Here is a 14,342-nt window from a genome sequence, read left to right as displayed (position 1 = left end):
CGGGCCCGGCCCCCCGTCGAGGGGGCCGGGCCCGGCCGCGTCCGGCCCCCGGCCCGGGCGGTGTGCCTGGTCACCCGCACCCGGAGTTGGCGAGCACCTGACCGGACGCTGTGTCACCGTGGTCAGCTGTGAAGTCTGCCGCCGGCGCGCCGCCGGCCCCGCCCGAACCGACCGCGCGCCGGCGTCCCCACCCGCTCGACGTGGTGGCCGTCGTCCTCGCGGTGGCCGGCACGGTCTGCGCGCTGACCGGGCTGCTGCCCGGCGCGGAGACCACGGCCACCCTGCACCGCATCCTGCCGCTGCTGCTCTTCCTCGGCACCGTGATCGTGCTGGCCGAACTGACCGCCGTCGCGGGCGTCTTCGACGTGCTCGCCAGCCGGCTGGCCATCGCCTCCCGGGGCCGCTGGGCGGCGCTGTTCCTGCTCTGCGGCGGCCTGGCCACGGTGACCACCCTCGTGCTCAACCTCGACACCACCGCCGTACTGCTCACCCCGGTACTGCTCGCCCTGGCCCGCAGCCTACGCGTCCCGGCCGGGCCGCTCGCGGTCACCACGGTCTGGCTGGCGAACACCGCCAGCCTGCTGCTGCCGGTGTCAAACCTGACGAACCTGCTGGCCGCCGACCGGGTCGGCCTCACCCCACTGGCGTACGCCGAGCGGATGGCGTTGCCGCAGCTCGCGGCCGTGGCGGTCACCATGACGCTGCTCTGGTACGCCTGGTGGCGGCGGGAACGACCGGATGGGGGACGCTTCGTCCCACCGGCCCGGCACGTGCCGGCCGACCCGGTGCTGCACCGCACCGCGCTCGCCGGTTGCCTGCTGTTCGTCGCCGGCATCCTCGCCGGGGTGGAGATCGGGCTCGCCTCCAGCGTCGCCCTCGCGCTGGTGCTGGTCGGCTTCGTGGTCCGCTCCCCCGCGACGCTGCGCCCCGCCCTGGTGCCGGTACGGCTGCTGCTCTTCGTGGTCGGCCTCTTCCTGGTGGTGCAGACCCTCGGCCGGCACGGGCTGGACGACCTGGTGGCCCGCCTGGTGGGCGCCGACGGCGGGGCGGCCGGCGCGGTGCGGGCCGGCGGCACCGGGGCGCTGCTGGCGAACGCGGTCAACAACCTGCCGGCGTACCTGGCCGGTGAGTCGGTGCTGCCGCCCGCCGACCACACCCGCCTGCTGGCCCTGCTGATCGGCACCAACGTCGGCCCGCTGGCCGCGCCCTGGGCGTCGCTGGCCACCCTGCTGTGGTTCGAACGCTGCCGGGCGGCCGGGGTGACGGTGCCGGTGAAGCGGTTCGTGCTGACCAGCAGCCTGCTCGCCGTCGTCGGCACGCTCGCGGCGGTCGGCGCGCTGCTCCTGGTCGGCTGAGGGCCGTCACCCGCCGGCCCGCTCCACCACGAACATGAAGCAGCCGTAGATCACGTTGCGGCTGTGCAGTTGGTGCACCTGCGGGTCGGCGAACAGCTCCGCGATCACCGCCTCCGGGTCCGCGCCGTCGTGCAGCCGGCCGCCGCAGATCCGTCCCTGCCGGTCGTACGCCCGCAGGACCTGGGCACGTCCCCGCCAGCCCGGCGGGTAGCCGCCGCCGTGGTCCGGGCCGGGGCAGGCGGCGGTGTGCACGAAGACCGGCCCGATCTCCCGGTACGCGACGGCGGCAATCGGCGGGGCGTAGCCGACGAGCAGCACCGCCTCCCCCGCCTCGGCGTCGCGCAGGCAACAGCGCAGTGGCTCCCCGCCGCCGGCCAGGCGCCCTTCGACGCGCTGGCCGGCGGCGTCTCGGGCGGTCCGCCGGACGAGCTCCAGCGCCGCGGCCGGCACGGCGTGGACGAGGAAGGTGGCGGTGGTTGTCATGCGTCCAGCCTGCCCCGATGCCGTGGCGGATGCTGGCGGTGATCGGACCTGGCGCTGCGGGCGGCCCGGGCGGCAGCCGCCGGCGTGACCGTCAGGCGCGGGTGACGGCGAGCTGAAGCTCGGTCACGCCCTGCTCCGGGGAGTCCTGGCAATATTCCAGGTACACCTCGCGGGCGAACCCCTCCGGGCGGTACCCGTTGTCCTCGATCCATCGGGCCAGCGCCTGGACGCTCCGGTCGGCGTCGTCCATCGAGCCGTGGTGCAGGATCGTGGCGGCCGTCCCGACCGCCGGCAGGTCCCGCACCGTCACACCGGGAACCGCCGCGACACCGCCGCCGACGCTCACCCCGGCGTGCACCATCACGGCCTCGCCCTCGTCGTCGGCCGGTTCGTACCAGGCGATGGCCGGGCCGGACGGGGTGATCCCGGCGGCGTCGATCCGGCGAAAGAGCTCCGGATAGAGCGGCTGGATCACCGGGCCGATGTCCTGGCTCTGGTAGCTGGCGGCGACGGCGGTCAGCTCCGCCACGCGGACCGGCGGGATCTGCTTGAGTACGACGTCCTGGTTGGTCATCCGACCCTCCGATTCGATCATCCGGAGCCTCGCCTCGACCGCCGCGAGCCGGGCCGTGTCGGCGGCCAGCCGGGCGGCCAGCTCGCTGCGGCGCAGCCGCAGCATGCCGCGCAGCTCGGCGGTGTCGACGGCCTCGTCCACGATCCCCCGCACCTGCTCCAGGGTGAGCCCCAGATCCTTGAGGGCGATCACCCGGTTGAGCCGACGCAACTGCTCGGCCCGGTAGAAGCGGTAGCCGGTGTGCGGATCGACGCTGGCCGGCCGGAGCAGGCCGATGCTGTCGTAGTGGCGCAGCATCCGCACCGACACACGGCCCAGTCTGGCGAAGTCTCCGATGGTGAACATGATCCCCTCACGCTGGTCCCTGACACGGTGTCAGAGTCAAGCGTCGGGCGGGGGTCAGCCCACCGGTGAGCGGCGGACCGGGCGGGGTCCGACCAGCCGGCGGACCATCGGCGCCGCGTTCCACTTCGCGGCCCCGACCAGGTCGCGGGCGTGTTCCAGGACGGTGTAGTCGGGCCGGTTCAGCCCGTCGGCGATGGCCCGGTCCAGGTCGTTGCCGCACCGGCTGAGCACGGTGTCGAAGTCGCGGCGGACCGGCTCCAGCAGGTCGTAGCCGAACGCCCGGTGCATCCGGGCGAACAGCGGCTTGTAGAGCCGGACCCGTTCGTGCAGCCCGGAGGAGTACGACATGGGGTGCTTCGGCCGCCGCAGCACGTAGTCGGGCAGCACGTCGGCGAACGCCCGCCGCACGATCCACTTCTCCCGGCCGTCGCGCACCTTCAGGTCCAGCGGCAGCCGCATCGCCAGCTCGACGACGCTGAGGTCGAGGAACGGCACCCGCGCCTCCACCCCGTGCCCCATGGCGGTCCGGTCGACCCGTTGCAACTCGGTCCGGAACAGGTTGCGGATCCGGTGCAGGAACAGCCGGCGGGACGCGACCGGGTCGACCTGGCGGTACATCGGGTACCCGCCGAACAGCTCGTCGGAGCCGTCACCGGTGAGCACCACCTTGACGCCCAGGTCCCGTAGCCGCCGGAAGATCGGCACCGAGACGACGGCGTTGATGATGTCGCCGTACTCGGTCAGCTCGGAGATCCGGATGGCCTCGCGGACGTCGGCCAGCCGGATGTCGCGGGGCCGTAGCTCGACCACGACGTGCGGCACGTCGAGGTCGGCGGCGAGCCGGCGGGCGTACGCGACGTCGGGGCTGTCCGGCACGCCGACCGTCACCGCCACGCAGTCCGGGTGGATGTCGCGGACCTGCCGCAGCGTCAACGAGCTGTCCAGCCCACCGGAGAGGACGACGCCGACGGTCAGGTCGGTCTCCACCCGCATCCGGATGGCGTCGGTCAGGGCGGCCCGGACGAGCAGGGTGGCCTCGTCCGGGTCGTCGATGACCGGCAGGCCCGCACCGATGGTGAGCAGGTCGACGTACGGGCGCAGGCGCACCGCGCCGTCCGGCTCCGCCCACCCGTGGTGCCCGGGTGGCACCTCGCTGACCGGGGCGTGCTGCCCGACGAGCGCCTTGACCTCGGAGGCGAGGTGCAGGCAGCCCGGCCGCCGGGACCAGTACAGCGGTTTCACGCCGAGCGGGTCGCGGGCCAGGTAGGCCCGGCCGGTGGCGCGTTCGACGACCGCGAAGGCGTACTCGCCGCGCAGCCGGGTCACCGCCGACTCGCCCCACTGCTGGAAGGCCGCCAACAGCACCTCGGTGTCGCTGTCGGTGCGGAACACCTGCCCGAGGCGGGTGAGCTGGGCACGCAGCTCGCCGTGGTTGAAGATCTCGCCGTTGAAGCAGAGCAGCCACCGCTCGTCGGTCGAGGTCCAGGGCTGCACGGCCCGGTCGCGGTCGACGACGCGCAGCCGGCGGGTGCCGGCGAGCAGTCCGGTCTCGCAGCGGGTCTCGGTGACCTCGCCGCGTGGGGCGAGGACGGCGAGCATCCGCCGGAACGTCGCCGGGTCGGCCTCGGGGCCGAGACTCAGAGCGATGCCGCACACGGTCTCAGACCCCCATCTCGGCTTCGTACGCCCGGCGCAGCCGACGCCGGGCCGTGGGCGCGAGACACAGGTGCCAGGCCTGCCCCTCGTCGATCACGTTCAGGTCGCCGGCCTCCTGCCGGGCCAGCAGCAGCTCCGCGAGGGCGTCGCGCGCGCCGAACCGCGTGAACCAGGCCAGCTCGACGTCGACCGCGTAGCCGAGGCAGTGGCCGCTGGGCAGCATGGCCGCGTAGCCCAGTCGACGCAGCCGGTACTGGTGCTCGGTGCTGCGGACCAGGCTCGTCACCCAGAGCGGCGGGGTGCCCGCGGGCGCGGCGGCGGCGAACTCCCGGCCCAGTTCGTTGAGGAGCGCGACCACCTCCCGGCGGCCGCGGCGGAACAGCAGACCGGCGGTGTGCGGGGTCGCGTCGGGACGCAGCCGCCGCCGCAGTCCGCGCGCGGCGCGGCCCAGCACGGTCGCTGGTTGCTCCTGGTACCGGAAGCGCAGCAGGTCCCGGCGGCGCAGCCACTCCAGGTCGACCAGCTCCGCGCTGCCGTTGACCTGGTCGTCGGTGCGGAACACGGGGGCGTCCTGCCACCACAGCACGTCGATGCGGGAGAGCAGGTAGATCCGGACCAGCGCGGTGAGGTCGCGGGCCGAGGTGCGCTCGTTCGGCTGGTAACGGGCCATCTCCAACAGCAGCGTCTCGCGCGCGCCGAGCAGGCCCTGTGGGGTGGCGTCGAGGACCGCCGCGAGGGCCGGTTCGCGCAGCCGCTCGTCGATCAGCACCTGCCGGGCCCGGGTGCTGGTGGCGTCGGCCAGGGCCCCCACCTCGACGAGCAGATCGGCCACGGCCGCCCGGTAGGCGACGAGGTCGGGCGCGGCGTTGGGAAGTCGGGCGGCGGTGCCGGCGGGCCGGCGGCGGGGTGGGGCGGTGGGCGACGCGGGCTGTTGCCCCGGACTACGGCTGGGCACTCGCATGACGGCGTCCCTTCTCCGGTCACGACGCTAGGTAAATCGCCCTGAAAACACCGTAATCACCGAGACCGGGTGCTGACCGAACAATCCTCCGATTCACCCCTGAACGGACGCGACGACCAGCGCCGGCGGGGACCGTCAGTCGCCGTCCGCCGTCGCCAGACTTTGCACCTCGGCGTACGACGGCAGTTCCGCCGGTGCGGCGCCCCCTCCGGCGCGGACCGCGTCGACGGCGGCGATCGCGGCGCCCAACGCGGCCCGGAACAGCAGGGAGCCGGTGCTGACCCGGGCCACCCCGGCCCGACCAAGCTCGGTCAGCCCCGGCCCGCCCGGCTGGTACAGCGCGTTCACCGGCGCGTCGAGCCGCTCGGTGAGCAGGCGCAGCGTCACCTCGTCGACGGTGCCGGGCACGAAGATGCCGTCCGCGCCGGCCGCCCGGTAGGCGCGGGCGCGGCTCAGAGCCTGCGGCAGCGGCTCGGGCACGTTCAACCACCACGTGTCGGTGCGCGCGTTCACGAACAGGTCCGGCACCGCCGCCTTCACCGCCGCGATCTTCTCCGCGACGCACTCGGGATCGGCAAGGGTGCCGTCGGAGCGCCCGTCCTCCAGGTTGATCCCGACCACACCGAGGGCGGCCAACTCCGCCACGTACCCGGCGACCTCCACCGGGTCGTCGCTGAACCCGGCCTCGACGTCGACGCTGAGCAGCACCGGCAAGCGAGCCAACCGACGGGCCAGGGCCAGGGTCTCCTCGGCGGTGGCCGCCGCGCCGTCGGGAAGGCCGGCGGTCGCGGCGACCCCGAGGCTGGTGGTGCCGACCGCCGGATGGCCATGCGCGGCGAGCGCCGCCGCCGAGGCGTGGTCCCAGGCGTTGGGCAACAGCAGGGGTCGGCCGGTGTGGTGCAGGGCATGGAACGCGGCACGACGCTCGATCATCGGACGCTCACCTCCACGGTGGTCGGGACGCGCAGGGTCGGGTGCGGCTCGTGCCGCAGTGGAGCCGGGGTACGCCGGCAGCGTTCTCGAAGCACGTCCAGCACCCCGCCGGCCAGCGCGAGGGCATGCCGGTCACCGGGGCATCCACGCTCCCCCGCGCCGAAGGTGAGCAGACCGACACCCGGCCGGCCGGGTCGGAACGCCTCCGGCTCGGGGAATGCCCGCGGGTCACGGTTGGCCGCGTCGAAGCGCAGCAGCACCGGGCTGCCGGCCGGCAGGTCGCGTCCGCCCAGTCGTACCGCGTCGACGGTGACCCGCCGGGTGGCCCGGACCGGCGGGTCGAGGCGCAGCACCTCGGCCAGCAGGTCGTCGGTGCCCGCCGTGCTCGCGACGGCCGGGTTCAGCAGGTGGTGCGCGGCGGCGCCGATCAGGCCGGCGGTCGCGTCGCACGCCTGGACCAGCAGACCGATCAGGTTCGCCCGCACCGGCGGCGGGGCCGGCGGGCAGCGCGTCAGCAGGGCCGCGACCGCCAGGTCGGCCCGCGCGGTCAGTGCCGGGTCCACACCCGGGTGGTACGCCGCGGCGACGACGGCCACCGCCGTCCCGGCGGCTGCCGGATCGACGAGACCGAGGCGGCCGGCCAGGACCCGCAGTGGCACCGGTCGGGCCAGGTCCCGCATCACGTCGAGGTGGTCGCCGGCCCGGTCGAGGAGGGCGACGGTCAACCGGGCCGCCTCATGGCGCAGCTCGTCCGGGTCCAGCTCGGCCAACGCGCGCACCCCGATCGCGCGGCGCTCGGCATGCCACTCCGGCGGGCTGAACCTGCTCACCGAGGCGCGCAGCCAGGCGAGCGTGCCGGGCGGACCGCTGTCGACGGCGGGCACCCGGAACGTCGGGTCGGTCAGCGCCGCCCGGACGTCGGCGTGCCGGGTCACGCACCACCCGCCGTCCGGCTCGAGGCTGGGCGGGCCGCATGCCGGCGTTCCCGCGACGGGGGCGATGTCAGGCCAGATGTCGATCACCGCTCGACCGTAGAACCCGAACCGTTCGCTCCCCACCGAACAGTCCGGCACCGCGGCGCGGCGGGCAGCGGGCGACGGGCGGCGGGCGGCGGGCGGCGGGTCAGGCTCGGCCGCTGGACGGCACCGGGTGCGTGTCGGGGATGAGGGCGCTCACGGGCACGCCCAGGCTCTCGGCCAGGGCCGGGCGGCCGACCGGAGTGAGGCGTACCGCCCGGCCGGCGCCCTGGGTGATCCAGCCCAGCTCGGTGAAGCGGCGACGCAGTGCCGCACCGAGCGCGCCGGCGAGGTGCGGGCGGCGTTCGGTCCAGTCGAGGCAGTCGCGGACCACCGGTCGGCGGGCGGCCCGCAGCACGTCCACCGGTACGCCCAACCCGGCCGCCCAGGCCCACCCGTCGGGCGTCAGCGCCAACCCACTGGATCGGTCCAGCCGCCCGTCGGCCAGCAGCGCGTCGTACAGCAGCACGCCCAGCCGCCCGGCCAGGTGGTCGTAGCAGGTCCGGGCGTACGCCAGGGCGGCGGTGGCGCGCGCCGCGCGCAGTGACGTGGTCGGCGTGGGCGGAGCCGGCGCGTGTCCGGCGAGGTCCTCGATCAACTGGGCCACCGACGGCCCGGCCAGGCGCAGGTAGCGGTGCCGGCCCTGCCGCTCCTCGACGAGCAGCCCACCCCGGACCAGCCGGGTGAGGTGCTCGCTGGCCGTGGACGGGGCGACCCCGGCACGTCGGGCCAACTCGCCGGCGGTCCACGCCCGCCCGTCGAGCAGCGCCAGGCAGATGCCGGCCCGGGTGCCGTCGGCCAGCAGGGCGGCCAGCTCGGCCATCCCCCCGCCGCCGACGCCACCACTCATGGCTCCATCATCGCCGACCACCAGCGCACCGATCAGACGGGTCCGGTCCCTCGTCGACCCCACGGGGTGGCGAGGGCCGCTGTTTCGCCGCCTCGCCGCCGTGGTGGATCACGGGATGCGATGCCGCACCGGGACGATCCGGAAGTCGACGGTGGGGTGGTCGATCGTCGTGTGCACCGGCAAGTCGGCCTTCCCGTCCTCAACCGGCTGATCGGCAGCTGGGGTCGGCGGTGTCGGCCACGCTCGCGGGGACTGTCCGTGCCGTCACGCGCGGAGGGTCAGCGCTGTCACCGTCCGGTCCGTGCCGTCGTAGCTGCGGGCACCGTCGAACGCGCCGGTCGGGCGCTGCCCACCGGCGACGGCACGGGCCATCCGCAGGTCCGCGTCGCGGAACCGCAGCGCCAGGCTCAGGTGCGGCACCCACGCGCCCGGGGTGTGCCAGGGACGCTGACCCTCGGCCGCGCCCAGCACGTCCCAGACGGCGGCGTGCAGCGCGGTCAACGCCGGCGTCGGCCGTACGAGCCAGACCAGCGGGGCGCTGCCGTCGAGGACGACGACCCGGTCGAGCGTGACCGGCACCGGCAGCGCCGCGTCGAACAACTGCGCCAGGCGATGCGCGACGCCGGACGGGAAATCGTCCACGGCGGCGAGGGTCAGGTGCGGCCGGTTGGTCGGGTGGATGTTGCGAGCCAGGCTCGGCAGCCCAGAGGCCGCCAGCCGCGTCCATACCGTCCGGATAGCTACGTCCAACCCGGGCGAACAGACCAGTTCGACCGTACGCACAAACCCAACCTACCGACCGCCCCCCTACCGACCCACCCCACTCCGGTGATCATGAAGTTATTGCCCGTTCACTCGGCGTGTCACGACAACAACTTCATGATCACCGGCGCGGGGGCGCGGTTCTGGGCCGGCCTGCTCGACGGCGACGGTCTGCTGCTTGGCGGGCACCTGCTGAGGGTGCCGGCAATGGTCTGGTGGCGGCGCGGCACGGCCACCACGACGCGCCAACGGTGATCCGCCGCTGGCCCGCCGTTCCCCCGGCCGCTTCCCCAGCAGGTGATCAAGAGGTTCGCGTCAGGCTGACCACGATTCCTGACGCGAACCTCTTGATCACCAGGGCGCCGGGATGCCCGCGAGCCGTGTTGTGCCGGTCGGCGCAGCGGCCCCGACGGGGTGATGAAAGGCTTGGCACATGAGTTCCGCACCTGCACAGCACGACGCACCGACCGCCAGCGACCCCGATGTGACCGCCTTCACGGACCTGGGGCTGCGCGCCGAACTGCTGGGCGCGTTGTCCGCTCTCGGCTACGAGGAGCCGACCCCGATCCAGCGGGAGGCCATCCCACCGCTCATCGAGGGTCAGGACCTGCTGGGTCAGGCCGCCACCGGCACCGGCAAGACGGCGGCGTTCGCGCTGCCCCTGCTGCACCGGATGCCGGCCCACCGCGACGGCGGGGACCCGGTGGCGTTGGTGCTGGTGCCGACCCGGGAGCTGGCGGTGCAGGTGTCCGAGGCGTTCCACCGCTACGGCAAGGACCTGGGCGCGCGGGTGCTGCCGATCTACGGCGGGCAGCCGATCGGGCGGCAGTTGCGGGCACTCGACAGCGGCGTCGACGTGGTGGTGGCCACCCCGGGGCGCGCGCTGGACCACATCGCCCGGGGCACCCTGCGCCTGGGCGGCCTGGCCACGGTGGTGCTCGACGAGGCCGACGAGATGCTCGACATGGGCTTCGCCGAGGACATCGAGGCGATCCTGGAGCACGCGCCCGCCGAGCGTCAGACGGTGCTTTTCTCGGCCACCATGCCGTCGCGGATCGACGGGATGGCGCGCCAGCACCTGACCGACCCGGTCCGCATCGAGATCGGTCGGGAACAGCCGGTCGCGGGCGAGGCGCCCCGGGTGCGGCAGAGCGCGTACATCGTGACCCGCGCGCACAAGCCGGCCGCGCTGGGCCGGGTCCTGGACGTGGAGTCACCCACGGCGGCGATCGTGTTCTGCCGCAGCCGCGAGGAGGTGGACCGGCTCACCGAGACGATGAACGGCCGGGGCTACCGTTCCGAGGCGCTGCACGGCGGGATGAGCCAGGAACAGCGGGACCGGGTGATGGGCCGGCTGCGCGCCGGCACGGCGGATCTGCTGGTGGCGACGGACGTGGCGGCCCGTGGGCTGGACGTCGAACAGCTCACCCATGTGGTCAACTACGACGTGCCGTCGGCGCCCGAGTCGTACGTGCACCGGATCGGTCGGGTGGGTCGGGCCGGACGCGAGGGCGTGGCGATCACCCTCGCCGAGCCGCGCGAGCACCGGATGCTCAAGACCATCGAACGGGTGACCGGCCAGCGGATCACCATCGACAAGATCCCGACCGTGGCGGACATGCGGACCCGCCGGTTGGAGCTGACCCAGGCGGCGCTGCGCGAGAGCCTGCTGGAGGACGACCTCGACCCGTACCGGGTCATCGTGGAGACCCTCACCGACGAGTTCGACCTGATGGAGGTCGCCCTCGCCGCCGTCAAACTGGCCCACGAGGTGACGTCGCCGGGTTCCGACGACGAGGAGGAGATCCCGCAGGTCCCGGTCCGCGCTCCCCGCGAGGGCCGAGGAGAGTTCGGCGGCCGGGGCGGCGACCGACGCGGCGGGGGCCGGCCACGCTCCGGCGGCGGCAACACCGTCCAGGTCTTCGTCGGCCTGGGCCGGCGCGCGGGGGTACGCCCCCAGGACCTGGTCGGCGCGATCACCGGCGAGACCGGCATCCGGGGCCGGGACATCGGCTCGATCGAGATCGCCGACCGGTTCTCCCTGGTCGAGGTGCCGCAGGGCGTGGCCGACGAGGTGATCTCCGGGCTGCGCCAGAGCACCATCAAGGGCCGCAAGGCCACCGTGCGCCGCGACCGCGGCCGCGACGAGCGCTGAGCCGAGCCGTCGGCGACCGTCGGTCGCCGACGCGGCCCTCAGAAGGCGTACGGGGCCTCAGAAGGAGTACGGGCCGAAGCGGCCCCAGGCCACCACGGCGGCGAGGACGAGCAGCACCGCGCAGGTGATCGCGCCCTGGATCTCCCGCTGACGTTCGGCGGCCGTGTCGCGCCTCTTCCGGTCGCGCAGGTGCACGAGGATGCCGCCGGTCATGACGATGACGAGCCCGACGGCGGCGAGCGGGGTGAGCACGGTGGCGATGCCGGTGAGCGGGGGCAGAACGAGCCCGAGCGCGGCCGCCACCTCCACCGCGCCGAGGGCCTTGACCTGCGACGGCGGGACGGGGTCCACCCACCGCATCATCTCGCGCAGCTTGTCCTTGGGTTGGGTCAGCTTGGCCAGTCCGGCGCCGGCGAAGACGGCGGCGAGCAGGATCTGGATGACCCAGAGCGGCAGGTTCACGGGTTACCTCCGGGGGAACCGCCTCGCGGCGGAGGGTGCGCAGGAGCGTCACCGCGAGACAGTACGGACATCGATGACCCCCGCCGTCACGGGGACGGCGGGGGTCATCGATGTGGAGCGTCAGACCGTGGAGAGCGCCGGTCCGTCCAGCGCCTCGACGTCGGCCGGGCGCAGCGCCAGGGCGAGCACGTCGGCCACGTCGGCCAGGGTGTGCACGGTCAGCGCCTCGCGCACCTCGGTCGGCAGGTCGTCCAGGTCCGGCTCGTTGCGCTTCGGGATGATGACCTCGGTGAGGCCGGCCCGGTGCGCGGCGAGCAGCTTCTGCTTCACCCCGCCGATCGGCAGCACCCGACCGGAGAGCGTCACCTCACCGGTCATCCCGAACTCGGGACGGACCGGGCGGCCGGTGACCAGCGACGCCAGGGCCGTGACCATGGTGATGCCGGCGCTCGGGCCGTCCTTGGGCACCGCGCCCGCCGGGAAGTGGACGTGGATGCGCCGCCCGGCCAGGGCGTTCGGGTCGATGCCGAGCCGTCGCCCGTTGGAGCGCAGGTACGACAGCGCGATCTGCGCCGACTCCTTCATCACGTCGCCGAGCTGGCCGGTCAGGGTCAGCCCCGGCTCGCCCTCCATGCTCGTCGCCTCGATGAAGAGCACGTCACCGCCGGCGCCGGTCACCGCGAGCCCGGTGGCGACACCGGGAACCGCCGTCCGTTCGGCCGACTCCGGCGTGAACTTCGGCCGCCCCAGGTAGCCGCTGAGGTTGTCGGTGTCGACGCGTACCGGCGACGGGTCGGTCGCCAGCGCCACCGTCACCTTGCGCAGGATCTTGGCCAGGGCCCGTTCGAGCTGTCGGACACCGGCCTCGCGGGTGTACTCCCCCGCGATCAGCCCGAGCGCCTCGTCGGCCACGGTCACCTCGTCGGCGGTCAACCCGGCCCGTTCCCGCTGCCGGGGCAGCAGGTGGTCGCGGGCGATGGAGACCTTCTCGTCCTCGGTGTACCCGTCCAGCATGACCAGCTCCATCCGGTCCAGCAGCGGACCGGGGATGGACTCCACCACGTTGGCGGTGGCGAGGAAGAGCACGTCGGACAGGTCCAGGTCGACCTCCAGGTAGTGGTCCCGGAAGGTGTGGTTCTGGGCCGGGTCGAGCACCTCCAGCAGGGCGGCGGCCGGGTCACCGGCGTAGCCGGCGGCCAGCTTGTCCACCTCGTCGAGGAGCACGACCGGGTTCATCGAGCCGGCCTCGCGCAGCGCGCGGACGATCCGGCCGGGCAACGCGCCCACGTAGGTGCGCCGGTGGCCGCGGATCTCCGCCTCGTCGCGGACGCCGCCGAGCGACACCCGGACGAAGTTGCGTCCGAGGGCACGCGCCACCGACTCGCCGAGGCTGGTCTTGCCCACCCCGGGAGGGCCGGCGAGGGCGAGCACCGCGCCGGAGCCGCGTCCGCCGACCACGCCGAGGTTGCGCTCGGCCCGCCGGTTGCGCACCGCCAGGTACTCCAGGATGCGGTCCTTCACGTCGGCCAGGCCGGCGTGGTCGGCGTCCAGCACCGCCCGGGCCGCGGCCAGGTCGGTGTTGTCCTCGGTACGCGTGCTCCACGGCATCTCGAGCACGGTGTCCAGCCAGGTACGGATCCAGCCCGCCTCCGGGGAGGCGTCACTGGCCCGCTCGAGCTTGCCGACCTCGCGCAGGGCCGCCTCGCGGACCTTGTCCGGCAGCTCGGCGCTCTCCACCCGGGAGCGGTAGTCGGCCGAGCCGTCCGGCTCCTCCTCACCCAGCTCCTTGCGGATCGCGGCGAGCTGCTGGCGCAGCAGGAACTCCCGCTGCGACTTCTCCAGGCCCTCGCGGACGTCGCTGTTGATCTGCTCGGTGACCTCCTGCTCGGCCAGGTAGTCCTTCACCCAGCCGACCAGCAGCTCCAGCCGGGCGGTGACGTCCGGCGCGGCCAGCAGTTCGGTCTTCTGGTCCAGGGTCAACCAGGGCGCGTAGCCGGCCGAGTCGGCCAGCTCGGACAGGTCGGTCATCCGCTCCACGGCGTCGATGACCTGCCAGGCGCCGCGCTGCTGGAGCACCGAGGTGACCAGGGCGCGGTACTCGCGGGCGAGTTCCCGGGCGCGGCCGGCGGGAGCGGGTTCGTCGAGTTCGGTCGCCTCGACCCAGAGCGCCGCGCCGGGACCGGGCACGCCGGAGCCGATGCGCGCGCGGGACAGGCCACGGACGACGGCGGCGGGCTCACCGTCGGGGAGGCGGCCGACCTTCTCGATGGTGGCGACCACGCCGATCGGGCCGTACTCGCCGTCGATACGCGGGACGGCCAGCAGCTTGCGGTCGCCGGTCGCCCGTGCCGCGTCGATGGCGGCCTGGGTGGTCGGGTCGAGGGTCACCGGGATGACCATGCCGGGCAGCAGCACGGCGTCGGTCAGCGGAAGTACCGGAAGAGTTGCCATCGAACACCTGCTATCGCGTTGAGTTGAGCGTGTCTCACTCAAGTAACAAAGCGTTCCCCTTGTTCCGGTGTGTGACCCAGACCACTGTCCGGCGTCCGGTGGCGGGTCGGCAGCAGCAGGTCCCGGACCGCCCGGCCACCCCCGGCCAGCGCCACGGCGACGGGGATGGCCAGGCTGGTCAGCGCCAGGGCGAGGACCACCCGGGCGGGCAACCCGACCCCCACGGCGAGCGCGGTCAGCACCGTGCAGACGACCAACTTCACCCGGGTACGCGACAGTGGGACCACCGCGGAATCGCGGGTGGGCGCGACGACAGACATGCGGTTCTCCTCATCCGCT

The 14,342-nt window shown here is 74.0% G+C and carries 14 protein-coding genes; 3 read left to right on the top strand and 11 right to left on the bottom strand.

What is annotated here, in order from left to right; all coding sequences use genetic code 11:
* The first annotated feature begins 128 nt into the window (after positions 1-128).
* Positions 129-1,355, top strand: coding sequence for an SLC13 family permease (locus tag ACN263_RS13970; protein WP_422740236.1), 1,227 nt, complete (start codon positions 129-131; stop codon positions 1,353-1,355).
* Positions 1,356-1,361: 6 nt separating this feature from the next.
* Here the strand turns inward: ACN263_RS13970 and ACN263_RS13965 are convergent, their stop codons facing one another.
* The 8 genes from ACN263_RS13965 to ACN263_RS13930 all read right to left on the bottom strand — a co-directional run bounded on the left by ACN263_RS13965 (position 1,362) and on the right by ACN263_RS13930 (position 8,956).
* Positions 1,362-1,838, bottom strand: a complete 477-nt coding sequence (locus ACN263_RS13965; protein WP_422740235.1) for a DUF1203 domain-containing protein — start codon at positions 1,836-1,838, stop codon at positions 1,362-1,364.
* 91 nt (positions 1,839-1,929) lie between these two features.
* Complete coding sequence (locus ACN263_RS13960; RefSeq protein WP_422740234.1) at positions 1,930-2,757, bottom strand: MerR family transcriptional regulator; 828 nt, start codon at positions 2,755-2,757, stop codon at positions 1,930-1,932.
* Between the two features lie 54 nt (positions 2,758-2,811).
* Positions 2,812-4,413 carry an asparagine synthetase B family protein gene (locus ACN263_RS13955; protein ID WP_422740233.1) on the bottom strand — a complete coding sequence of 534 codons (1,602 nt, stop codon included), beginning with the start codon at positions 4,411-4,413 and terminating at the stop codon, positions 2,812-2,814.
* A 4-nt stretch (positions 4,414-4,417) separates the two neighbouring features.
* Positions 4,418-5,374 carry a DUF5715 family protein gene (locus ACN263_RS13950; protein ID WP_422740232.1) on the bottom strand — a complete coding sequence of 319 codons (957 nt, stop codon included), beginning with the start codon at positions 5,372-5,374 and terminating at the stop codon, positions 4,418-4,420.
* A 135-nt stretch (positions 5,375-5,509) separates the two neighbouring features.
* Positions 5,510-6,307, bottom strand: coding sequence for an isocitrate lyase/PEP mutase family protein (locus ACN263_RS13945; RefSeq protein WP_422740231.1), 798 nt, complete (start codon positions 6,305-6,307; stop codon positions 5,510-5,512).
* Positions 6,304-7,329 (bottom strand): cytochrome P450, encoded by a 1,026-nt coding sequence (locus tag ACN263_RS13940; protein ID WP_422740230.1) that lies wholly within the window; start codon positions 7,327-7,329, stop codon positions 6,304-6,306. Before ACN263_RS13940 ends, ACN263_RS13945 begins: the two co-directional genes overlap by 4 nt.
* 100 nt (positions 7,330-7,429) lie before the next feature.
* A complete protein-coding gene (locus ACN263_RS13935) occupies positions 7,430-8,173 on the bottom strand; it encodes an ArsR/SmtB family transcription factor (protein ID WP_422740229.1) in 744 nt (247 codons plus the stop codon).
* A 264-nt stretch (positions 8,174-8,437) separates the two neighbouring features.
* Positions 8,438-8,956, bottom strand: a complete 519-nt coding sequence (locus ACN263_RS13930) for a 2'-5' RNA ligase family protein (RefSeq protein ID WP_422740228.1) — start codon at positions 8,954-8,956, stop codon at positions 8,438-8,440.
* A 51-nt stretch (positions 8,957-9,007) separates the two neighbouring features.
* Between ACN263_RS13930 and ACN263_RS13925 the strand changes: the two genes are divergently transcribed.
* Both ACN263_RS13925 and ACN263_RS13920 read left to right on the top strand, forming a co-directional pair.
* Complete coding sequence (locus ACN263_RS13925) at positions 9,008-9,190, top strand: hypothetical protein (RefSeq protein WP_422740227.1); 183 nt, start codon at positions 9,008-9,010, stop codon at positions 9,188-9,190.
* Between the two features lie 178 nt (positions 9,191-9,368).
* Positions 9,369-11,090, top strand: coding sequence for a DEAD/DEAH box helicase (locus ACN263_RS13920; RefSeq protein WP_422740226.1), 1,722 nt, complete (start codon positions 9,369-9,371; stop codon positions 11,088-11,090).
* Positions 11,091-11,147: 57 nt separating this feature from the next.
* Here the strand turns inward: ACN263_RS13920 and ACN263_RS13915 are convergent, their stop codons facing one another.
* From ACN263_RS13915 to ACN263_RS13905, 3 genes are all read right to left on the bottom strand, one after another.
* Entirely contained in the window at positions 11,148-11,552 is a 405-nt protein-coding gene (locus ACN263_RS13915; protein ID WP_422740225.1) for a DoxX family protein, read from the bottom strand.
* Positions 11,553-11,672: 120 nt separating this feature from the next.
* Positions 11,673-14,003 (bottom strand): endopeptidase La, encoded by a 2,331-nt coding sequence (lon, locus tag ACN263_RS13910; protein ID WP_422740224.1) that lies wholly within the window; start codon positions 14,001-14,003, stop codon positions 11,673-11,675.
* Positions 14,004-14,041: 38 nt separating this feature from the next.
* Positions 14,042-14,323: a hypothetical protein gene (locus tag ACN263_RS13905; RefSeq protein WP_422740223.1), complete on the bottom strand. Its 282-nt coding sequence runs from the start codon at positions 14,321-14,323 to the stop codon at positions 14,042-14,044.
* Positions 14,324-14,342 lie beyond the last annotated feature (19 nt).

Origin of the sequence: Micromonospora sp. WMMD729 (genome assembly GCF_049315225.1) — a bacterium.
GTDB lineage: Bacteria > Actinomycetota > Actinomycetes > Mycobacteriales > Micromonosporaceae > Micromonospora.
This window is presented reverse-complemented; position numbering and strand designations above follow the sequence as displayed.